The organism is Campylobacter concisus (genome assembly GCF_002913865.1).
In the GTDB taxonomy this organism is placed as follows: domain Bacteria; phylum Campylobacterota; class Campylobacteria; order Campylobacterales; family Campylobacteraceae; genus Campylobacter_A; species Campylobacter_A concisus_AM.
The window spans coordinates 14,824-36,734 of the sequence record NZ_POYX01000066.1 but is presented as its reverse complement, the minus strand read 5'-3'; the positions used below and the strand labels follow the sequence as shown (position 1 = coordinate 36,734).

The window sequence follows — 21,911 nt, the reverse complement described above, 5'->3', positions numbered from 1 at the left end:
ATTATAAAATACGCCGAAAATTTTAAAAGGATTTAAGATGAAAAGACTTTTTTCTAGCTTGTCTAACAAGATAGCCTTTTTGCTGACAGCTTGGATGCTAATAGGCATAGGCATATTTTTTAGCATAAACTACTCAAATTCCAAATCGGAAAAAATTCAGTCGTACAACAATGTGCGTAAAACTGGTCTAAAATCGACGATGTATTTTGTCGATGAGTTTTTAAAGTCAAGACTTCACATGGTGCAAACCTTTGCAAAAGAGCTAGAGGATAAAAAGACATACGCCAGTAGGGACGATATAGCTGAGGCGCTAAAAGGTGCGTTTGTCATTTCGCCATTTGACGCGCTATTTGTGGGCTATGCGGATAATGGCAACGTCATCAAGACTGATCTTTTGAAAAACAACGAGCCATTTTTGATACCAAATTTTGACGGCCGCACAAGGGCTTGGTTTAAGGGTGCGAGCAGCAGCGGCAAGCCTGGATTTTCAGAGCCATACGTAGATGTCACGACAAAGAATTTAACCATCACAGCCTACGCTCCTATCTTTGATGGCAACCACAAGCTTGTAGCGGTAATTGGCGCAAATATCTTCTTAAACGGCCTTAGCGAAGAGCTTTTAGAGATAAAAACAACTAAAACTTCAAACATCATGATCGCTGATGATGCTGGCAAAGTAATAGTTCATCCTGATATAAATTTAGTCTCAAATGAAGATGAAACCTATAAAAACCTCATCAAAGAAAATATGAAAAACAGCATAGATGGCGACAAGGTTTCGCTATTTTTCTATAATGGCATGAGAAACGTCATCTACTGCCAAAACCAAAAGCTAACAGGCTGGAACGTCTGTATAGTGGCTGACGCTGATGAGTTTGTAGCTGAGATAAAAAGCGCTTCAAATAAGCAAATTTTGATGTTTAGTCTGTTTTTGATCTCAGTCATCATCGCTATTATGGTGGTCGTTAGATACTTCTTAAGGCCGGTTTTAACGATACAAAATGGGCTAATCGAAGTCTTTAAATTTATAAACAACAAAACTTCAAACATCGAGCCTATCAAGCTAAAAAGTAACGACGAGCTAGGCGTTATGGCTAGCATAATCAACGAAAATATAGAAAGCACAAAAGAGAATTTAAATAACGAGCGCGAGTTTTTAGCCAAAACGCAAGAATTTGTAAGCAAGATAAAAGGTGGCGACTTTAGAGCGACGCTTGAAGCGACGACAAATAGCCAAGCTCTGCTAAAACTAAAAGAGGCATTTGGCGATCTACGTGACTCACTAAAGACAAATATCGCTTCAAATGAGCACGATATCTTAAAGGCGCTAGAAATTTACTTTAAAAACGACTTTACCGCTAGGATAAATGACGAGGGCGTCATCGCAAAAGGCATCGACGCGCTTGGCGATAAGATCGCGCAGATGCTAAAAAATAATGAAGATGTCGCAAAACTGCTAGAAGACCGCGCAAAAGCGCTAAAAGGCTACATGCAAGAGCTAACGACTAAAGCAAACAAGAGTGCTACATCGCTCTCTGAGGGTGCGGCTGCGGTTGAGCAAATGAGTGCGTCTATGAGGCAGGTAAATGCAAGATCAGACGATGTCAAAAGGCAGTCTGAGGAGATAAAAAATATCATCACCATCATCCACGACATCGCCGATCAGACAAATTTACTAGCCCTTAACGCTGCCATTGAAGCAGCACGTGCGGGAGAGCATGGCAGAGGCTTTGCGGTTGTGGCTGATGAGGTTAGAAATTTAGCCGAGCGCACTCAAAAAAGCCTTGGTGAGATCGAGGCAAATGCAAATATCCTAACGCAAAACATCGATGATATGAGTGCAGCCATAAACGAGCAAACCATAGCGATCGCTCAGATAAACACTCTAGTTGCTGACATCGACAACCTAACAAAAGAAAATCTTGAAGTGGCAAATCAAACAAACAAGGCCACAAACGAAGTCGATGAGATCGCTGATCAGATCGTTAAAGAGGTCGCTAAAAACAAATTTTAACTTTTGTCCTAGCAAGCCAGCTAGGACATTTCATTAAAACATTTTTGCAACATTTCTGATATAATCCCCGCATGAAGTACGCACATTTAGTTCAAATAGCAGATTATCTATCGAAATTTAAAAAGATAAGCCAAGCAAAGCGCGTAAGCGACATGGCTATACTTATCGAATTTAGCGGCGAAAAGATCATTTTTGATCTAAATAAGTCAAACTCAGCGATCTACAAAGATGATGAGCTAAAAGAGGCGAAAATTTATCAAGCACCCTTTGATAATGTCCTAAAAAAGCGCTTTAACGCCTCACATATAAAAAGCGTCGAGTGCCTAAAAGACAATAGAATTTTAAAATTTACCTGCACGCAAAGTGGCTCATATAAAAGCGAAAATTTCATCCTCTATCTTGAATTTACAGGCCGCTTTACAAATGCTGTGATAACTGATGAAAATAACGTGATCATCGAGGCGCTAAGGCACATCGATAATAGCTACCGAAAGATAAAAACTGGTGAGGTTTTAAAAGAGCTGCCAGCCATCGCTATAAAAGAAAAGCCGTGCGAGCCGATAACTGACTTTGAGGCATTTTTTAAAAATGAAGCAGCCAGGATAAACGAGTCTAGGATAGCTAGCTTAAAAGAGGCAAAGCTTGCTAGCGTGCAAAAAAAGATAGATAGTATGAGTGAAATTTTAAACTCGCTTGAAGATAAAGATGAGCTTATGAAAAAGAGCGAGGAGTTTGCAAACTACGGCACGCTCTTGCTTGCAAATTTGGCAAATTTTAAGGGCTATGAGAGAGAAATTTCTCTTAATGATTTTAACGGCAACGAGATAAAACTAACTCTTAGTGACACGCCAAAAAATAGCGCAAATGAATTTTACTCAAGATCAAAAAAACTTCGTGCAAAAGCCCTTGGTGTGGAGATAGAAAAGAGAAATTTAAGTGAAAAGATCGAGTTTTTAGAAGGGCTAAAGTCACTTTTAAAAGAGGCAAAAAGCGCTTACGAGCTTGAAATTTTAAGCCCAAAAAACAAGGCAAAACAAAGAGAGCGCCAGATAAAAGATGTGAGCGAAAATGCTGAAATTTTTTACGTTAGAGAGTTTAAAATTTTAGTTGGCAGAAATGAAAAAGGCAATATAAATTTACTTGATCTTGCCAAAAAAGACGACATCTGGCTTCATTTAAAAGACGCCCCAAGCGCTCACGTCATCATAAAAACGAACAAGAGCAAAGTGCCAGAAGACGTGCTAGAAATGGCTGCTAAATTTTGCGTGGAGTTTAGCGTAAAAGGGGCTGGCAGATACGAGGTGGATTACACCAAACGTGAAAATTTAAGGCGTGAAAATGGCGCAAACGTCACTTACACAAACTACAAAACGATCATCATAAATAAAGGCTAAAAATGGCGGTAACACCTTTAGGAAACAGCAACTTCATCAACCAAAACGCCCCAGTCGTCTCGCAGGTGCATGCAAACCAGCAAGCACGCTTTGACATGCAAGCGCTAATGGCATCTGAGCTAGCCACCCAGCAAAACGAGGAGATCAAAGAGGTGCGTCCGATGGAGGAGTCGTATAGACTTGATCCTGAAAAAGAGCACGAGCGTCAAAAGAGCGAAGAAGAGGCGAGCGAGTTTGAAAATGAAGAGCAAAACGCAAAAGCTAAAGATGAAGAGGCCTTAAAGGACGAGCTTGATAGCGAAGAAGAGAGCGAAGAGCCACACGTTTTGGATATAAAAATTTAAACTTTAAATTTAAAGACCATTGTTTAAATTTGCAACCTTCGTTTTTGAAATTTTACTAGCTAGCTGCGCCTTAAAATCAAAAAAAGATCATTTAAAAAGTAGAAGTTAAAAGAAGTAAAAGTGGCGAGAGGATGAGAGAATCGAACTCCCCACCAGACGGTCAACCGCCCAGTCATCGGGTTTGAAGCCCGTGAGCATCACCAGATTACTTTATCCTCCGTGAGCGTTATTTTAGCAGATTTAGATAAATTTTAGCCCATTTTCTATAAACTTTTTGAAATTACAAAAGGATTTATGATTTCTAAATTTAGCGTTTTTGCATTTTTGGTCTTATTTTTTTGCTCTTGCTCCTCAGTCCTCACCCCAGCAACAGCGCCACTAAATGTATATGACGCATACTCTATTTCTCGCGATAAACGCGGTATCTACTCGATCTCTCGTGATAAATTTATCCAAAGCAAGCTACAAAGCAAAATTTTCTTTTCAAAAGGACTTAGTAACATCGACATCGAGATAGAGGTCTTTTACGGCGATGCCTATCTCATAGGGCTTGTTGATAGCAAAGAGCTTGAAGATAAGCTAGTTGAGCTTGCCAAAAGCACGGACGGTGTGCGCAAAATTTACACCTATCTTAGGGCAAAAAAGAGCGAGTATCCGTGCGATAGCCTAAGCATTCTTGCAAATTTAAAGCAAAATCTCTTCAAAGATAGCGTCGTTGAGGGTACAAATGTGCGTGTTAGCATCGTTGGCTGTGACGTTGTTTTTAGCGGTGTGGTAGATAGCATCGAGCAAGAAAAGCATGCCATTTGGTACGCTAAGCACATTGATGGCGTGGCGGATGTCTATTCGTTTATCAAAGTTATCAAATAAATTTATACCTCGCGCTTTTTCACAAAACTAGCTATTAAACTTGGCAAGATGATGAGCGCACCAAGCAGCATAAATATCATAACAAGATCGGTCAGCAAACCAAAATAAATAGTCGGTATAAAGTTGCTAGTTATCATCACGCTAAAGCCAAGGAAAATGGTAAATGAGGTGTAATACATCGCGTATCCTATGCTAGCGTGTGCAGCCTTGATGCTCTCAAAAACGTTCTTTGTAAGCAGCTCCTCTTTGAAGCGGTGGATGTAGTGGATTATATCATCAACGCCGATACCTATACTAATGGCCGCTATCGTAATACTCATCACATCAAGCGGTATGCCAAAAAATCCCATCACGCCAAAGAGCGTGCAAAGCGGGATCAAATTTGAGACTATCGCGATGGTTGCTAGCTTGATACTTCTAAAAACAAAGCAAAATATGACAAAAAGTATCGCAACCGTTAGTCCAAATGTATCAACCTGCGAGCTAAGTAAATTTTGAAGCATATTGTTATAAAGCACCATCATGCCGGCTACTTCTATGCTCACGTTGTCATTTTCGGTAAGCTTGGCAAGCCCAGCTTTAAGCTCTTTTAAAAACTCATTTCGCCTAAGATTAGAGTCGCTATCGATGATCCTTAAACTAAATCTAAGCTCATCGTTTTCGACGCTTACATAAGGGCTTAGCAAGATGTTTTTATACTCAAGTGGTAGCTTCTCATACATCGCAGCAAGCAAAAAATCATCACTAACGCCGTTATTTAGCTCTTTTATCGCCTTTATGAGCGTTGCAAGTGAGCTTACGTTGCCCACAAATTTTTGCTGCATCAAATGGTCGTGGATCTTCTCTGCAACTCTTGTGTGATAGCTGTTAAACCAGTATTTCGCGCTCTTTGCGTCGTTTTCAAACTCACTTTCAAACTCATCTTTTTCATCACTTTTTTCTTGTTTTGGCTCGCTCTTATTAAATTTAACTATCACATCAACAGGGATCGTGCCACCAAGCTTTGTGTCGATAATCTGCATGCCTTGGCGGATCTGTGTGCTCTCTTTAAAGTAGCCAATGAAGCTGTTTTCAACCTTTATCTTGCTAATGCCATAGACGCCAAAGCAGACGACTAGCACGCAAAATACGTAGATGATCTTTCTTGAGTTAAGGGCTAAATTTGCGCAGTATTTTGTAAATTTAAAGCTGTTTTCAAAAGTCCTAACAGGGGCAAGCTTCTTTAAATTTACATTTACCGCGCCAAATAGCAAAAAAGCAAGCACGAGTGAAACGCTAATGCCCGCACTCATCATAATACCAAGCATGATAACTGGCTTTATATCGGCACTCATTAATGAGCTAAAGCCAATAACCGTTGTAAATATCGCCCAAAAAGATGGAGAAAATTTGTCACGAAGTGTCAGATAGATGAGCTGATTTTGGCTGTATTTTGGGTGTTTTGCGTAAAATTCTCGGTAGCTAACGACTAGGTGGATGACTGTTGAGATGGTGATGATGAGCTGAAGTGCGATGTAGTTTGAGCTAATGACCGTCACTTCCCAGCCAAACATACCAAAAATTCCAGTCGTAAAAACAGCACTTACCGCGCAGATAAACATCGGCAATACAATCCATCTAATCTGCCTAAAAAATAGCCACAAACTAAAGCTAAGAAGCGCTAAAACGCTTAAGCCATAAACCAAAAGATCGCTCTTTATAAAGCCTATCATATCATCAGCGATCATATTTGCGCCACCCAAAAAGAGCTCGTCATTTGCGTTAAATTTAGCGATAGTTGCCTTTATGGCTTCAAGGTTTTTGTGATCGCTCTTTCTAAACTCATCTCGGTAGGCTTTAAACTCCGCTAAAAGCGCTTGAAATTTAAGCTTTTCCGCCTGCGTGATAGTGCCGTTTGACTCTTTTTGACTAAGTAAATTTCGCTCATTTACAAGCTCGTTAAATTTCTCATCTTGCTTTAAATTTAGCGCGATCGCTGTGGTTTTTAGATCTTTGCTTATCAAATTTCCACTATAAATGGGACTTTTTACAAACTCAAGCTTTGCTTTTGAGATATTTATATCTTTATCGCTTAGCGTTGGCGTATGCTCTAAGATGCCAGTCACGCCGCCTTTTACGCTATTTAGAAGCGGCACATTTAAGATAGAGATGACGCTGCTAACCATATCGTTTTTGGCTAGCTCATCGCTTAAATTTTTAATAAGCTCTAAATTTTTAGGTGAAAAAAGATCATCTTTTGGGGTAAAAGCGACCACCAAAAGCCCTGGCGAGTCATAGCGTTTTGCTATCTGTCTATAGGCTTTTAGATCAGGGTCGTGTTCAAGCAGCAAGGTCTCAGCCGAAGCGTCGATGCTTAGTCTTGTGCTAAGGTAGCCAAAAACTACGCTTAGAACTAGCACAAGCGAGATAATAAGCTTGTTTTTGGCAATGATAAATTTAAAAATTTGTCGCATTAAGGGTTATTTTTTATCTTGATCAGGCAAAACCGCTTCGTTTAGTTTTTGTAAAAGCGTATTAAAATCTCCATTGTTTAGCACGTCGCCAAACTGGCTTCTATAAGTTTGTATAATGCTCACACCAACAATATCAAGGTCATAAATAAGCCAGCCACGCTCTTTTGCATCGTAAAATTTATAGACAAATTCATAGCTTTTGCCATCATTTACTAGCTCAGATGTGACCCAGTATCTATTTTTTTGTGGCTCACTTTCTCCAGTGATGTGGATCTGTTGGTCTTTGTAGCCTAAGAGTTTATCTATGTATGAGCTTTTTAGCTTTTGCTCAAAAGCAGCGTCAAATTTAGCTTGCTCGTCGGCATTTAGGCTGTTGTAGCGCTTGCCAAGGCTGATCTTTGCCATCTGTTTGTAGTCAAAAAATGGATCAAGCAGAGCAAAGATCTCTTTTGTCTTTGCCTTGTCATCTAAATTTGCATTTTTTAAAACCTCGATCACTTTAACAGTTTTTGCCTCTATCTCAAGCTTTATCTGCTCTTTTGACATAGCAAAAAGGCTAGTTGCAAAAAGTAAAACCGCCGCTATAATTTTTAAAATTTTCATACTTACTCCTTGATAAGTTTATCGCGTCTTTGCTCGTAAGCATCGCGTAAAAATGGATATAGATCGATCGCGTCTTTGCGTAGTTTTTCATAAGCGGTTGGGTCTTGTGAAAAACTATTAAACGTCCTATAAGACTTAATACCAACCGATAAAAGCATAGGATCAACATAGCTGATAGGATCGGCAAAATAGTCGCCAACTAGGCCTCCAGTATCTCTTAAATTTGATGGTCCGATAAGTGGCCAAACGATGTGAAAGCCGCTTCCAAGCCCCCAGTATCCAAGGGTCTGACCAAAGTCCTCGTTGTGAGCCTTTAGATCATAGTATTTTGCCCCGTCCGTTAGCCCACCAAAGCCAATTATCGTATTTGCCAAAAATCGCAAAGTCTCTTCGCCAGCGTTTTGAAATTTAAACTGAAGCAGGTTATTTACAAAGCGCACTGGGAAAAGGAGGTTGTCAAAGAAATTTGCAACCATCGTTCTAGCTGTGGCTGGCACGACATAAGCGTAGCCTTTTGCTACTGGAGTTAGCATGTTTATGTAGATAAAGTCATTTACGTTTGTCATCACTCTGTTGTAGCCACTAAGCGGGTCAAATACATCTTTTTTTGCTTCAAATTCAACATCAAAGTCATCATTTTCATTGCCATTAGTCGCGTTTATGTCGGAGCTGGCACAGGCTAAAAGCAGGCTACAAAAGATAGCTAGCAAAAATTTCATCATAAAACCTTAAAATTTATTTATAAAATGTGGCTTAGATTTTATCTTCTTGAAACTTTACAAGAAATTAAAGAAAATTTGTAATTTTAAGTTTTTGTATTAATATAATTAGATATACTTTGCAAATTATTATTATATATTTAGAGGTTAAAATTTTGAAAGCAGATATAAATTTAGAGCTATTTCTAGGCGAAGATACGCAGGTTTTAGCAAAGCATATAGCGCTACTTAAGGCGATAAAAGAGACAAAAAGCATCACAAAAGCAGCTGAGGTTGTCGGCATATCATACAAAAACGCTTGGGACTGTCTAGATACTATAAATAACAAAAGTAGCAAACCGCTAATCGTAAGGGCTGATGGCAACAAGAAAAATAGCGGCTCGGAGCTTAGCCCATATGCCAAAAAACTGATAAAAATTTATGACGCCATCCTTGAGACACAAAAGGACTTTTTGCAAAAAATTTGCCAAAAGGTTGATTTTGAAGATGTTGATATCATAAACCTTCAAAGGATGAGTATGAACTTAAGCGCTAGAAACCAGCTCTCATGCGAGATCACTAGTATAAATAGAGGCGCTGTAAATTCTGAAATAGTTGCAAAACTAAGCAATGGCAACACGCTTGAAGCGACAATAACAGTTGAAAGCGAGAAAAATTTAGGCCTAAAGGTGGGTCAAAAGGTAGTTTTCATCTTTAAAGCGCCAGCAGTCATTCTCGCAAAAGATCTTGATCTAAAAATCAGCACTAAAAATCAGCTAAAAGGCGAGGTCATAGAGGCTAAGATAGGCGCCGTAAATGCTGAGATCACGCTAAAGCTAAGTGACGCACAGACCTTAACTGCCATCATCACAAAAGATAGCGCGATGGATATGCAAATAGGCGTTGGCGACACGCTAATAGCGATAGTAAAATCATCTCAAATCATTATAGGAGTATAAATGAAAAAGGTTTTTAAATTTTTATGTGTGGCAGCACTGCTTGCCATAAACGCACTTGGCGCAGAGGTAAATGTCTATGCCGCAGCAAACACGACCTATGCGTTTCCTGAGCTTATAAAAGAGTTTAACAAGCTTCATCCAGACGCTAAGATCAACCTAACTCTTGGCGCAAGCGGCGGCCTTGTCACGCAGATACAAAACTCGGCCCCAGCTGATATCTTCATGGCTGCTGATATGGGCTTTGCGCAAAAGGCCTATGACACAGGCTTTGCAGTGGCTGCTCCAAAAGTTTATGCACAAGGTGCTTTGGCGATCTTTTCTATAAGAGACGTGGACTTTAAAAAGGGCATAGAAGTGGTGCGCGGCTTAAAAGCGATCTCGGTAGCAAATCCAGAAACCGCCCCATACGGCAAGGCTAGCATCGAGGCTCTTAAAAATGCAAAAATTTATGATGAAGTAGAGAAAAACATAGTCTATGCTCAAAAAATTTCTGAGACGCTATCTCAGGCATTAAGCGCTTCAGACGTTGGATTTATCGCTGCTAGTGCGCTTTTTAGCGAGAAAATGGCAAAATACAAAGAGGGCACTAACTACATCTTTGTGCCTCAAAAGCTCTACACTCCGATCGATCAAGGCATCGTGCTTTTAAAACGTGCTGAAAATAACGCTGATGCGAAGGCATTTTATGAGTTTGTCTTGGGCGATAAAGCAAGAGAAATTTTCAAGAAATTTGGCTACAACGTCCCAGCTAAATGATAAAAGCAAAGATCGCTCAAATTTCATCCAAAGATGGCGTCAGTTTTTTTGAGCTTGAGTGCCTAAATTTAGGGACAAATTTATATATGCTAGCTTTAAATGAGGCTAGCAAATTTGTCCTAAATGATGAGGTGAGCTTAAATTTCAAAAGCTCAGATGTTGTTTTATCAAATGTCAAGCTTCAAGCTAGTTCGCTTGAAAATGAGCTAAAATGCGAGGTTGCAGGCATAACTCGTGGCGAAATTTTAAGCATAGTTAGCCTAAAGTGTGGGCAGCTTTGCTTTGAGGCGATCATCTCAGATCACGCTCTAAAAGGGCTAAATTTAGTGATAGGCGAGCAGGTATTTGCCTACGTTAAATCAACAAGTATCCACGTAAGCGCTTAAAAATGATAGAAATTTCTTGCAAAAAAGAGCTAAATGGCGGTGGCGGTAAATTTATGCTTGAGGCTGAGCTTGCCTTTGAAAGTGGCGAGTTTGTCGCGCTCTATGGAGCAAGTGGCGGAGGTAAAACTACGATTTTAAGGCTCATTGCTGGCTTTGAAGCCCCACAAAGTGGCGTGATAAAGGTCGGAGATAAGATATTTTTTGATGAAAATACAAATTTAGCTCCGCAAAAGCGAAATATCGGCTTTTTATTTCAAGACTACGCCCTTTTTGAAAATATGAACGTCTTTAAAAATTTGCTCTTTGCAAATAATGATGAAAATTTAGCAAACAAGCTACTTGAAATTTGCGAGCTAAAGAGCCTAAAAAATGCCAAGATAGGCGAACTTTCAGGTGGTCAAAAGCAGCGCGTAGCACTTGCACGTGCGGTGATGAGAAAGCCTGAAATTTTACTGCTTGATGAGCCACTAAGTGCCCTAGATAACGCCATGCGTGAGAAGCTGCAAGACTATTTGCTAGCGCTTCACGATGAGTTTAAGATGAGCGTTATCTTAGTAAGTCACGACATAGCTGAAATTTACAAGCTTTGCAGCAAGGTTTTTGTCCTTGAAAATGGCAAAATTTCAAGGTCTGGCAGTGCGAGCGAGATATTTTTAAAAAGTGCAGGATCGCAGAAATTTGCATTTAACGCTAAGGTTTTGGAGATCAAAAAGCGTGACGCCATTTTTGTTGCAAGCGTGCTGATAAACCGCCAAATTTGCGAAGTCGTGCTAAGTAGCGCAGAGGCTCTGGGGCTAAGAGCTGGCGACACCGCCATAGTTAGCACAAAAGCCTTTGGCGTAAATTTGGTAAAAGCATGATGAGCGAGCTATCAAATATTGACTATGAGCCGTTTTGGCTATCTCTAAAACTCTCTTTTATCACGACATTTATTTTGTTTTTTTTCTGCGTTGCGCTAGCTTATTTTATGTCGCAAAAGAAATTCTTTGGCAAGGCATTTTTAGAGTCCGTTATCTCGCTGCCTTTGGTGCTACCGCCAAGCGTTCTTGGCTTTTATCTGCTTATTTTTCTCTCGCCATACTCGGCCTTTGGTAAATTTATCGAAGAGCTTTTTGGCGTGAGGCTAGTTTTTAACTTCACTGGCCTTGTTGTGGCAAGCTGCATCTACTCGCTGCCATTTATGTTTGGGCCCATTTATGCTGGGCTAAATAGCCTAAAAAAGAGCCTTTTTGAGGCGAGCTACAGCCTTGGAAAAAGCAAGCTCACGACCATTTTTAGAGTGATCTTGCCAAGTATCAGATCAAACTTACTAACCGCAATCGTCGTTAGTTTTGCTCATACGATGGGCGAATTTGGCGTGGTTTTGATGATAGGTGGCAGCGTAGCTGGCGAGAGCAAGGTCGCTAGTATAGCGATATTTGAGGCGGTTGAGATGCTTGATTATACCAAAGCTCATATCTATGCCATTTTGATGCTCATAATTAGCTTTTTTGTTCTTTTTGTCGTCTATCTCTTAAATTCAAAAAAAGCTTAAAGATATATAATAGAAAAAATTTTAAAGGATGAAAGATGATAAAAGTGCCTACAAGCATCTATCTAAGGACTTTAGACGGTAAAGAATTTGACTTTTCTGCCTTCGCAAGGAGCCATGACTGCGTGGTTTTTATCTACCCAAAGATAGGCGAGGATTTTGAGCTTTTAAGCGAACAGCTACAAAATACTGCGGGCATGAAAGGCTGCACAAAACAAGCTATAAACTACAAAAAACTTTTAAAAGAATTTAACGATCTTGGCTTTATGGTAGTAGCTATTGGCTCCCAAGATATCGCGGCTCAAAAGAAATTTGAAGAAGAGACTGCAACTGGCGTGATGTTTTTAAACGATAGCGAGTTTATGCTAGAGCGCGCGCTTGAGCTTCCAGTCTTTGCTGCTTCAAATGGGCATAAATTTTACTTTCGTCAAACGCTTATCATAAAAGGTGGCAATATAAGGCGAGCATATATCGTTGATGAGCCTGAAAACGACGCTAAAAATATGCTAGAAAAATTGCAAAATAAAGAGTATTAGGAGGGTAAAATGAGCCAAAATAGCAAAATCGAAAAATCTTATGATGAACTAACTTATAAGTCAGCAGCATTTGCGCAGTCATCGCCTTATAAACTAGAGGCTTGCGCTACGCTCCTTGGTATCAACCCACCGCCTTGCAAAAACGCAAAAGTGCTTGAGATAGGGTGCAGTTTTGGTGGAAATTTGATCCCATTTGCCGTAAATAACGAGAATGCAAGAGTAGTTGGCATCGATCTTAGCGGCGAGCAAATAAGGCGTGGTAAAGAGATCGTTAAAGAAATAGGACTACAAAATTTAGAGCTAATTCACGGCGATATCTGCGAGTTTAAAAGTGATGAGAAATTTGACTATATCATCGCTCACGGCGTCTTTAGCTGGGTGCCTGACTTTGTGAAAGATGCTATTTTAAAGGTCGTAAGAGAAAATTTAAGTCAAAACGGCGTGGCGTTTATCTCTTATAACACATACCCAGGCTGGAAGATAAAAGATGTAGTGCGTGATCTTATGCTGCTTGCCGCAAAAGATAAAGATAGTACAGAAGAGCGGCTAAAAGCTGCTAAAGAGGCGCTTTTAGTCTATAAAGAGGTCTTGCTAACAAAGCTTGGAGAAAATTATGAAGATAAAATCCCTGCAAAGTTGCTGCTTCACTGGATAGATAACGTGCTTGAAAAGGATGATTTTTATATAGCTCATGAGTTTTTAGAAGAGATAAACGATCCATTTTACTTTAAAGACTTTAACGCCATGCTAGCTAAAAACGATCTTGCCTATCTTTGCGAATATGGACTTGAAGACCTTTTTGTACCAGATCTTGGTATAGAGCATGTAGATAACTATAAAGATAAGAAATTTAAAGATAGGATCGATCTAGAGCAGTTTATGGATATAGTTAGCAACAAGGTCTTTAGGCAAAGTCTCATCGTGCATGCTAAGGCTTATGAGAGCGTGGCTAATAAACAAATAGGGCCAAGTGATGTAAATAAAATTCACGTCGTGGCCGACTTTATAAAAAAAGATGATGGCTGGCACGATAAATTTGCTCTTATGCCTCAGGATATCTCTTGGCTTTGTGAAGTATTTTACGGGATGTATCCAGCAAGCATAAATCTCTCTCAAATTTTAGAGATTTTGCCAGAAGATAAGCTTATGGTTTATAGTGCTTTTGTAAGGCTTTTAACTAACTCAGCAAGCGCAATGATCGTAAAAGATGAGCTAAAAGATATAGAGTATGCTCCAAACTACTCAAGACTAAAGGCAAATTTAACTGGCTATATAAAGTACTTTTTAAATCATAAAGATAACGCAGACATTACCTTTGCAAACAAATTTGGTCTTACAGAACGGCTTGACAGGCTTGATTATTATATATTTTTACTACTTGATGGTAAAAATACTTTAGAAGAAATAACGGCTAAGAGTTTAAAATTTATAAAAGAAAACAGCATAAAAATATCCGATAAAAATGGCAAAGAGCTTAAAAATGACAAATTAGTAGATCACTTAAAGGGCTACATCGTAGGCACAGCAAAGATAGCTAGCATGCTCTATTTGCTTGAGGAAATTTAAAATGAAAAAAATTCTTGCTCTTATATTTTGTATATTTCTAGTAGGTTGTGCTAGCAAGCCAAGCGTGAAAAACTTAAACCTTAAAAGCAGCCTAAACTACGGCGGCGAAGAGCTTGCAAAGATACTTGAGCAAGATGATGCAGTAGCGTTTAGTAGTAACTTGCGTGAGGGAGTTTTTATCTACATAAGTAGTGCTAAAGTCGCAAACTATCTTGGCGTAGTAAGGGCTGAGAGGCACGCTAAATTTAGCGTAAAAGAGCTAGGCAAAAACGATCTTTTGATAAAAAGTGTAAATGATCTAACGCAAAGCTTTGATGCTAGTTTAGAGCGAGCTAGAGAGCTAAAATGTGGCACTTTGGTGATCAGGCTAAAAGACAAATTTCAAGATTTGGAAGCGGCAAATAAATTTTTAGAACAAAACGAGAGCGCATTTTTAAAGATGAGTGGCGAGATAAGGTGCAAGTAGCCTTATCTGCCCTGCTCTATAAGCTTAAAAACTTCATCTTCTAAGCCCAAAGTATTTTTGCCAAAAGCTACGTAAAATGGGCTTTTTAGATCCGCTAGTTTGTAGCTTGGTTCGCATCTGTCGCTAGCGTTTAAGACCTTGCCACCGCTAAATTTCACCACCGCCTCGCCTGCAGCATTGTCCCAAAGATAGCTTGGACTAAATCTTACATATATCCCGCCAAACTCGGCTAAACGGCAAAATTTAATGGCAGATCCGATGCATTTTTGCTCTAAATTTAAACTATCTCTTATAAGCGTGACCCTCTTCGTCTCGCCTCTTCTGCTTGAAAAGATGAAGTTATTTAAGTTTTTAGCTTTTTCATTTAGATCGTGTCTTGCTATGACCTCATCATTAGCGCCTAAAATTTCTTTAAAAGCGCCGTTTTCATCAGCGTAAAAAAGCTCCTTGCTAACTGGGATAAAAATGACACCAAGCACCGGCCTAGCCTCTTTTATAAGCGCTATACAAACGCAGAATTCGCCGTTTCTAGCCAAAAATTCTTTTGTGCCATCAAGGGGATCAACTAGCCAAAACTCATCTTTATCACTATCTTGCAAGATGCTCTCTTCAGAGCAAATTTTTATCCCACTTTTACTTAGCTCTTTTAGTATCACCTCATTTGCCGCTAGATCAGCGCTAGTTAGCGGCGAGCTGTCATCTTTTAGGCAGACTTTGAGCGCCTTGCCATTAGATGAGTAAATTTTCATTATCTCACTCCCAGCGCTTATGGCTGCCTTGATGGCTAAGTTTAAAAGCTCGCTCATTTTGGTGTTCTGTTTGCCTCTCCGACGTAGAGCTGTCTTGGGCGGACGATCTTTATAGTGTCTTGCTCTTTTAGCTCGATCCACTGACTGATCCAGCCTGGCGTCCTGCCGATGACGAAGATAACGGCAAACATATTATTTGGTATGCCAAGCGCCTTTAGGATGAGCCCTGAGTGAAAATCAACATTTGGATATAAATTTCTACTTACAAAGTAGTCGTCATTTAGCGCGATCTCTTCGATGCGGTTGGCGATCTTTATAAGCTCTGAGTTTATACCGATCTCATCCATTAGCTGATCTCTCATCTTTTTAAGCACCTTTGCGCGTGGGTCAAAGTTTTTATAGACCCTGTGACCAAAGCCCATAAGCCTAAATGGATCGTTCTTATCCTTTGCTCTAGCGATGTATTTATCGACGTTTGCGACCGAGCCGATCTCTTCAAGCTGACGGATAACGCCCTCGTTTGCTCCGCCATGAGCCCAGCCCCAAAGTGCGCCGATACCTGCGCTTATACATGCGTATGGGTGCGCGTGCGTAGAGCCAACGGTCCTAACAGTAGTCGTTGAGGCATTTTGCTCGTGATCAGCGTGCAGCATAAAGACCGTATCAAGCGCCTTTATCTCGATAGGCTTAAGATCGACGTGCTCGTATGGATAGCCCCTCATCATGTAGAGGAAATTTTCAGTAAAGCCACGATCTAAATTTGGATATATGATAGGCAGGCCGCGTGAGTAGCGGTAGCTAAAGGCCGCTATCGTCGGGATCTTAGCGATTATCCTCATAGCCATCTCGTGATATTCTTCAGGTTTATCCATATTTAGGTGATCTGAGTAAAAGGCACTTAGCGCTGAGACTGCTGCTTGCAAGATCGCCATAGGGTGCGCCTTGTCTGGAAATGCGTCAAAGAGCTTCATCATGCCCTCGTGTATGAAACTTCTTTTTTTGAGCTCGTCTTTAAAGCCCCTGTATTGCTCGTTAGTTGGTAGCTCTTTGTTTAAAAGCAGGTAGGCAACATCTAAAAATGTCTTATTTTCAGCCAAATATGCGATGTCGTAGCCCCTGTACATGAGCTCGCCCTTTAGGCCGTCGATGTAGGTTATGGCTGAGCGGCACATCGCAGTTGAGGTGTAACCTCTGTCAAAGGTAAACATCCCAGTGTCGCTAAAGAAGGTCGATATGTCGATGACATCTGGTCCCATCGTGCCTTTTAGGATAGGAAATTCATAGCTCTTGCCAGTTCGGTTGTCGATTAGTGTGGCTGTATTTGATGACATTTTTACTCCTTGCTTTTTGATTGCATTAAAATTTTGATGATTATAGCTCCTATTATAGCTTGTGCGAGGCTTGCTAGGATGAAAGATGAGTAAGAATAGTCACTTATCTCGCCTGATTTGTGTGCGATAGTAGCAACTGCGATCAAAAGAGTGAGCGGCATAGACTGCGAAACTGAAAACAAAAATATCCCTCTAAAGCCAAGCTTGCCCAAAAAGAGCAAACTAGATACAACTCTGGTGCCAAGCATCGCTAAAAATATAAAAATAGCATCCTTTATCACTTCGCTAGATCCTAAGCTTGAAAGCTTGAAAGTCGAGCCTATGTGGATGAAAAATATCGGCACCAAAAAGCCAAATCCAAAGCTTGAAAGCTTGTGTGGCAAGTCCTTTTTGTGATCAAAAAATGTCGTGATAAACATACCTGCGATAAACGCACCAAAGGCGACTTCTAAATTTAGATATAGCATCAAGGCTATCATCGTGAAAAATACCGCGATGCAAAGCCTGATGTCCTTCTCGTCCTTGTCGTAGTGTGGCATGAGCACCACTTTAAGCCCCGGATACCACCAAAAAAGCACGTCCAAAATTTTAAAACTAAGCACGCTGATAGCCAAAAATAGGATCAAATAGCCAATCGTTAGCCATAAATTTATACTCGCTCCAAACTGCAAGTAAGCAGCGGTAAATGTTAGAAGCGTGATGCTTAAAAGCTCGCCGATAGTTGCTATTAGCATGCTTAAATTTAGCCACTCTTGCTGCTTGCCATACTCTTTAAATAGCGTAAATACCATACCAACGGCCATTATCGGGATGATGATGATGTAAAGCAGGCTAAGCTCAAGTCCTAGCGTCAGGGCCGTGGCTAGAGCGTAGATGAGCGCAAGGTAGATGAGCCCAAGGCGCAAAATTTTACGGTCGATGTTTATGAGCATCCTAAGATCGATCTCCATGCCAGCTAGAAACATCAAAAAGAAAAAGCCAACTTCGCTGATGAGCTTAAACATCTCGTTGTCGCCGACAACTCCGATGTAGCCGGCAACCGCTCCAAGTAGTATCTCAGCAGGTGCAACTGGGATGCGTAAAATTTTAGAAATATAAGGCGAAGCAAAGACGATAAATGCCAAAACGACAAGGATGCTAAGCTCGCTTGCTTGATGTAACTGCAAAAAGATCCTTAAAATAAAAATGCCTGATTGTATAAAAAGCTTTGTTATTTTTTGATTAAGCTAAGCAAAATTTGGGCAAAATGGCGGCTATTTTAGAAATTTGGAGTGAAATTTTATGCGCAAATTTAGCCTTTTTATTTTGATATTTTTTGGCGTCTTTTCTTTGGCAGGAGAGCTAAGCTTGGTTGAGAGTTTTAGGTTTGATGGTAGCACATTTTATAAAAAGCAAGTGGTTAAAAATGAGAGTTTTTACTTTTTAAAAAATGAAAACATGGACGAGTACTTTGCCGCTTTTAAGGTAAAGTTTGACAAAGATGTCAAGACAAAAAGTGAGCTAGAAGAGCTAAAAAGGGCTCTTAAGCAAGATAAAAACGTGCTTTTTAGTGAAGAAAATGATCAAATTTTAGCCCTCATAAAAGATGAAACTAAGAGCAAAAATATAGAAATAATCCACTTTTTACTTAAAAAAGATGGAGTTATGATGCTTTCGTATGAGAGAATTTACGATCCAAAAACCTTAGCAGATGCACTTAAACCGGTGCTTTTAAGCGAGGCTAGAAATTTTATGCTACAGATGCCAAAGGTAGAGGTTAGGTAGAGAGGCGCATGTGGCGGCGCTTCGCACTGCATGCGATTAAAAACTACGACAAATTTTATTTATCAAGTCAGATAAGCATGGGGTAAATTTTAAAATTTATGAGCGAGCATATCACGACTCTAAATTTAGTGCTAAACGTAGTGCAGCCTAAATTTAGTAGTCTGCTAAGGCGAGTGAGTAAGATTTTAAAATTTACCAAAAGCTTTATTGAATTTGTAAATTTCTTTTTATTCAAAGGGGAGACAAGGGGACTCGAGTTACGGCCTGCTTGCAGTTGCGAGCCTGTGAAGCAAAGCCGTCCCCTTATCCCCATTTTTAAATCCCTCGTCTGCTTGCAGTTACGAGACGAAGTCGAAGTAAAAACCCCTCGCACGCTCAAGGGGCATGCAATCGTACTAAAGCACTGCATGCGTTTTGTTTTAAAAAATTTATAGCAAATTTTAAAATTTATGAGCGAGCATATCACGCTTCTAAATTTAGTGGCGAATGGCTATGAGCCCTAAATTTAGTAAGTTGCTAAGGCGAGTGAGTAAAGTTTTAAAATTTGCTCTTAGAAATAAAACCATGTAAAAAATTTAAATTTTACAGGATCATCTTTTCTTATAAATTTCGGCCCTCTCTTTTAAAAGCCCTGTTTTTAAATTTGGCAAAGCACTAAGCTCGTCAAAAAGTCCAAAAAGTGCATGTTGTGGCGGCAAGCTAAGGTGAGTGAGGGATTTTAGAGATAAGATGGGCGAGTAGTCCTTGCTTTTTAGCCTAGTCACCAAGATCACAAGGCTCGTAAGTCCTGGCATCTGACGTAAAAACTCTAGGCTATCTATGTGGATAAATTTAGGCGAAAGTCCGTCACCACTGATCTCTAAGCTCTTTAAATTTTGCAAATTTGAAAATACAGAGTAGTCACTTATCTTTTGAAAATTCTCCACCGCAAGGCTTTCAAGCCCGGTTAGTGTCGCGATCGGTGCTATGCTTTTTACGTTAGCTCCAGGGCCCACAAAAAGGCTCTTTAGGCTAGAAAGATTTGCCAGCGCGTCAAGGCTCTCATACGAGCCCCATTTGATGTGAAGGCTTTTTAAATTTCTTTGGCAGCACACTGCGTCAAAGAGCTCTTGAGGCATTTTCGTGCAAAAGTTAAGTTCATCAAATGCCTCTTGCTCGCTTCTTAAAAAGTCGCACCACTCATCAAGCACAGCTCTTTTTTGCTTGGCGGTTTTATACTGCGGCGTGAAGCTGTCGCCTAGCTGCGTGCAGTTTATCACAAGGCTCTTTTGCCCTTTATACTGGCTAACTTGTGTGATAGTTTCAGGCATTTAAAGTCCAAATTTATAAAAGCCAAATTTAGGCTCAAAAGCTCAAATTTGGCTAGAAGTTTTAGTTTTCAGAAACTAACGTCTTTTTCTTGCACTTTGTGCACTCTATAAATGTGCCTTTTTTAAGCTCTTTTTTGATCATATCGCCGCCGCAATCATCGCATTTTTGAGCGACTGGCTCGTAGTTTGAGATAAAGTCGCACTTTGGATAGTTAGCACATCCATAAAATTTACCACGCCTGCTAAATCTCTCGACTATCTCGCCACCACATTTTGGACATGGCACGTCAAGCTTTTTAAGCTCGCGTTTTGGCTTGGCAGTCGTAGAAGCACTGGCTTCGGCGCTCTTTTCACTCTCTTTTGCGATGTTTCTTGAGTATTTGCATTTTGGGAAATTTGAGCAAGCGATAAATTCGCCGTATCTACCCTTTCTAAGCACTAGCTCACTTCCGCACTCTGGGCACTTCTCGCCGATCGGAGTGGCTGTTTTTAGGCTTTTTATGCCAGTTTTGCCAGCGCTGATTTTTTCCATAAATGGATAGTAAAAGTCGCTTAGCACCTTTTGCCAGTCAGCCTTGTCAAGCGCGATCTCATCGAGCTTTTCTTCAAGATGTGATGTAAATTCGCTATCGACGATGTTGCTAAAGTGCTCCTCCAAAACGCCTATCATGCTAAATGCGATCTCGTTTGGTATGAGCTGCTTTTTCTCGATCCTTACGTAGTCTCTTGAGGTTAGCAGCGAGATGGTCGGTGCGTAGGTGCTTGGGCGGCCGATGCCTAGGCTTTCTAGCTTTTTAACAAGGCCAGCCTCAGAGTACCTAGCTGGCGGCTCGGTGAAGTTTTGCGTGCTTTTTATGCTCTGCAGGCTCATCTCATCACCCTTTTTTAAATTTGGCAAAATTTTATCCTTATCAAGCTCGCCATAAACCTTGTAAAAGCCGTCAAATAGCACCTTTCTACCACTTATCTTAAACTCGCCTTTTTCGCTTGCGACGTAGACATTTTGCGTTTGGCTCACACATGCGCTCATTTGGCAGGCTAAAAATCTATTGTAGATGAGCGTGTAGAGTTTGAGCGCGTCTTTATCTAAAAATTTAGCTGCGATTTGCGGTGTGAAGTTTAAATTTGTAGGGCGGATCGCTTCGTGGGCTTCTTGTGCACCTTTTGAGCTTGTCGTGTAGTTTATCGCTTTGGCTGGCAAGTACTCTTTGCCGTAGTTTTGGAGGATGTGCTCTCTAGCGGCTGCGACGGCCTCTTTGGCTAAATTTAAGCTATCTGTTCTCATGTAAGTGATCGCACCCATGAAGCCCTCGTTTGTTTGCACGCCCTCATAGAGGCTTTGCGCGATCATCATCGTCTTTTTAGGGCTAAAGCCAAGGCGGTTGCTCGCACTTTGCTGAAGGGTTGAAGTCATAAATGGCGGGCTTGGCTGGATCTTTCTATCCTTGCTCTCGATCTCACGGACGCTAAATTTCTCATTTTGTAAATTTTCAATGATATATTTTGCGCGGTCTGGGTTTTGGATAGTGAGCTTTTCGATCTTTTGATTTTCAAATTTAACTAGCTCAGCGTCTAGGTCTTTTTTAAAAATGGTGTCGATAGTGTAGTATTCAACCGGTTTAAATGCCTGAATTTCACGCTCGCGATCGACTATTATCTTTAGCGCCGCACTTTGCACACGCCCAGCGCTTAAGCCCTTTTGTATCTTTAAATTTAAAAGTGGGCTTAGCTTGTAGCCCACGATGCGGTCTAGCAAGCGCCTTGTTTGCTGGGCATTGACGCTGTTCATATCGACGTGTCTTGGGCTTTTTAGAGCGTTTTGTATGGCGCTTTTTGTGATCTCGTGAAAAACGATGCGAGGCAGGCTGGTTGGCTCCTTGCCGATGGCATTTGCGATGTGAAATGCGATCGCCTCACCCTCTCTATCCTCATCGGTCGCGAGATAAATTTCATCAGCACTCTTTGCAAGCTCTTTTATCTCTTTTACGATGGCGGAGTGGTCGCTGCTGATGCGATACTCTGGGGTAAATTTATCATCCTCTATCTTGATGCCAAAGCTTGTTTTTGGCAGGTCTCTGATGTGACCTTTTGAGGCGATGACGTTGTAGCTTTTATCTAAGAAATTTTTTATAGTCTTTGCTTTTGCGGGAGATTCCACGATGATTAAGCTTTTCATTTATA

Annotated in this window: 21 protein-coding genes, 1 tRNA gene and 1 pseudogene; 14 read left to right on the top strand and 9 right to left on the bottom strand. The window is 40.5% G+C overall.

Translation table 11 applies throughout. From position 1 onward, the window contains the following. Positions 1 to 37: 37 nt before the first annotated feature. From CYP77_RS10345 to CYP77_RS04365, 4 genes and pseudogenes are all read left to right on the top strand, one after another. Positions 38 to 733: pseudogene (locus CYP77_RS10345) on the top strand (cache domain-containing protein); the annotation flags it as partial. Between the two features lie 15 nt (positions 734 to 748). Beyond that, positions 749 to 2,014, top strand: coding sequence for a methyl-accepting chemotaxis protein (locus tag CYP77_RS10340; protein ID WP_430516091.1), 1,266 nt, complete (start codon positions 749 to 751; stop codon positions 2,012 to 2,014). Between the two features lie 71 nt (positions 2,015 to 2,085). Continuing rightward, on the top strand, positions 2,086 to 3,408 hold the full coding sequence (locus tag CYP77_RS04370; protein ID WP_103565944.1) for an NFACT RNA binding domain-containing protein: 1,323 nt from the start codon (positions 2,086 to 2,088) through the stop codon (positions 3,406 to 3,408). A gap of 2 nt (positions 3,409 to 3,410) precedes the next feature. Further along, positions 3,411 to 3,752, top strand: coding sequence for a hypothetical protein (locus CYP77_RS04365; protein WP_103565947.1), 342 nt, complete (start codon positions 3,411 to 3,413; stop codon positions 3,750 to 3,752). A 121-nt stretch (positions 3,753 to 3,873) separates the two neighbouring features. Here the strand turns inward: CYP77_RS04365 and CYP77_RS09950 are convergent. Beyond that, positions 3,874 to 3,971, bottom strand: a tRNA-Sec gene (locus CYP77_RS09950). 75 nt (positions 3,972 to 4,046) lie between these two features. Here CYP77_RS09950 and CYP77_RS04360 point away from each other — a divergent pair. Continuing rightward, positions 4,047 to 4,622 carry a BON domain-containing protein gene (locus CYP77_RS04360; RefSeq protein WP_103565952.1) on the top strand — a complete coding sequence of 192 codons (576 nt, stop codon included), beginning with the start codon at positions 4,047 to 4,049 and terminating at the stop codon, positions 4,620 to 4,622. Between the two features lie 2 nt (positions 4,623 to 4,624). Here the strand turns inward: CYP77_RS04360 and CYP77_RS04355 are convergent, their stop codons facing one another. From CYP77_RS04355 to CYP77_RS04345, 3 genes are read right to left on the bottom strand one after another with little or no spacing between them, the layout of a single operon-like run. Further along, on the bottom strand, positions 4,625 to 7,075 hold the full coding sequence (locus CYP77_RS04355; protein ID WP_103565955.1) for an efflux RND transporter permease subunit: 2,451 nt from the start codon (positions 7,073 to 7,075) through the stop codon (positions 4,625 to 4,627). Between the two features lie 6 nt (positions 7,076 to 7,081). Further along, a complete protein-coding gene (locus CYP77_RS04350; RefSeq protein WP_103565956.1) occupies positions 7,082 to 7,678 on the bottom strand; it encodes an ABC transporter substrate-binding protein in 597 nt (198 codons plus the stop codon). A 2-nt stretch (positions 7,679 to 7,680) separates the two neighbouring features. Further along, positions 7,681 to 8,397 carry an MlaA family lipoprotein gene (locus CYP77_RS04345; RefSeq protein WP_103565957.1) on the bottom strand — a complete coding sequence of 239 codons (717 nt, stop codon included), beginning with the start codon at positions 8,395 to 8,397 and terminating at the stop codon, positions 7,681 to 7,683. A gap of 155 nt (positions 8,398 to 8,552) precedes the next feature. On the opposite strand from CYP77_RS04345, the gene CYP77_RS04340 reads away from it, so the two are divergent. Genes CYP77_RS04340 through CYP77_RS04305 form a run of 8 tightly spaced genes read left to right on the top strand, consistent with a single transcriptional unit; the run spans position 8,553 to position 14,576 of the window. Next, positions 8,553 to 9,335 carry a TOBE domain-containing protein gene (locus tag CYP77_RS04340; RefSeq protein WP_103565961.1) on the top strand — a complete coding sequence of 261 codons (783 nt, stop codon included), beginning with the start codon at positions 8,553 to 8,555 and terminating at the stop codon, positions 9,333 to 9,335. Next, a complete protein-coding gene (gene modA, locus CYP77_RS04335) occupies positions 9,336 to 10,091 on the top strand; it encodes a molybdate ABC transporter substrate-binding protein (RefSeq protein ID WP_103565965.1) in 756 nt (251 codons plus the stop codon). Further along, positions 10,088 to 10,477: a TOBE domain-containing protein gene (locus CYP77_RS04330; protein WP_103565969.1), complete on the top strand. Its 390-nt coding sequence runs from the start codon at positions 10,088 to 10,090 to the stop codon at positions 10,475 to 10,477. Before modA ends, CYP77_RS04330 begins: the two co-directional genes overlap by 4 nt. 2 nt (positions 10,478 to 10,479) lie before the next feature. Further along, positions 10,480 to 11,337: a sulfate/molybdate ABC transporter ATP-binding protein gene (locus tag CYP77_RS04325; protein WP_103565973.1), complete on the top strand. Its 858-nt coding sequence runs from the start codon at positions 10,480 to 10,482 to the stop codon at positions 11,335 to 11,337. After that, positions 11,337 to 12,011: a molybdate ABC transporter permease subunit gene (modB, locus tag CYP77_RS04320; RefSeq protein ID WP_103566110.1), complete on the top strand. Its 675-nt coding sequence runs from the start codon at positions 11,337 to 11,339 to the stop codon at positions 12,009 to 12,011. The genes CYP77_RS04325 and modB overlap by 1 nt, the downstream gene beginning before the upstream one ends. Before the next feature lie 35 nt (positions 12,012 to 12,046). After that, positions 12,047 to 12,544 (top strand): redoxin family protein, encoded by a 498-nt coding sequence (locus tag CYP77_RS04315; protein WP_103565976.1) that lies wholly within the window; start codon positions 12,047 to 12,049, stop codon positions 12,542 to 12,544. Between the two features lie 9 nt (positions 12,545 to 12,553). After that, positions 12,554 to 14,110 (top strand): class I SAM-dependent methyltransferase, encoded by a 1,557-nt coding sequence (locus tag CYP77_RS04310; RefSeq protein WP_103565979.1) that lies wholly within the window; start codon positions 12,554 to 12,556, stop codon positions 14,108 to 14,110. Position 14,111: 1 nt separating this feature from the next. Further along, positions 14,112 to 14,576 carry a damage-inducible protein gene (locus CYP77_RS04305; protein ID WP_103565981.1) on the top strand — a complete coding sequence of 155 codons (465 nt, stop codon included), beginning with the start codon at positions 14,112 to 14,114 and terminating at the stop codon, positions 14,574 to 14,576. A gap of 2 nt (positions 14,577 to 14,578) precedes the next feature. On the opposite strand, the gene CYP77_RS04300 is transcribed toward CYP77_RS04305, so the two are convergent. From CYP77_RS04300 to CYP77_RS04290, 3 genes are read right to left on the bottom strand one after another with little or no spacing between them, the layout of a single operon-like run. Then, positions 14,579 to 15,382 carry a 3'(2'),5'-bisphosphate nucleotidase CysQ family protein gene (locus CYP77_RS04300; RefSeq protein ID WP_103565985.1) on the bottom strand — a complete coding sequence of 268 codons (804 nt, stop codon included), beginning with the start codon at positions 15,380 to 15,382 and terminating at the stop codon, positions 14,579 to 14,581. Next, positions 15,379 to 16,656 (bottom strand): citrate synthase, encoded by a 1,278-nt coding sequence (locus CYP77_RS04295; RefSeq protein ID WP_103565990.1) that lies wholly within the window; start codon positions 16,654 to 16,656, stop codon positions 15,379 to 15,381. The genes CYP77_RS04300 and CYP77_RS04295 overlap by 4 nt, the downstream gene beginning before the upstream one ends. A gap of 2 nt (positions 16,657 to 16,658) precedes the next feature. Beyond that, complete coding sequence (locus CYP77_RS04290; RefSeq protein ID WP_021085423.1) at positions 16,659 to 17,822, bottom strand: cation:proton antiporter; 1,164 nt, start codon at positions 17,820 to 17,822, stop codon at positions 16,659 to 16,661. A gap of 163 nt (positions 17,823 to 17,985) precedes the next feature. Here CYP77_RS04290 and CYP77_RS04285 point away from each other — a divergent pair, with 163 nt between their 5' ends. Continuing rightward, a complete protein-coding gene (locus CYP77_RS04285; protein ID WP_181001948.1) occupies positions 17,986 to 18,420 on the top strand; it encodes a hypothetical protein in 435 nt (144 codons plus the stop codon). Between the two features lie 590 nt (positions 18,421 to 19,010). On the opposite strand, the gene CYP77_RS04280 is transcribed toward CYP77_RS04285, so the two are convergent. Then, complete coding sequence (locus tag CYP77_RS04280) at positions 19,011 to 19,730, bottom strand: hypothetical protein (RefSeq protein WP_103566000.1); 720 nt, start codon at positions 19,728 to 19,730, stop codon at positions 19,011 to 19,013. A 61-nt stretch (positions 19,731 to 19,791) separates the two neighbouring features. Then, positions 19,792 to 21,906, bottom strand: coding sequence for a type I DNA topoisomerase (gene topA / locus CYP77_RS04275; protein WP_103566002.1), 2,115 nt, complete (start codon positions 21,904 to 21,906; stop codon positions 19,792 to 19,794). Between the last annotated feature and the right edge of the window lie 5 nt (positions 21,907 to 21,911).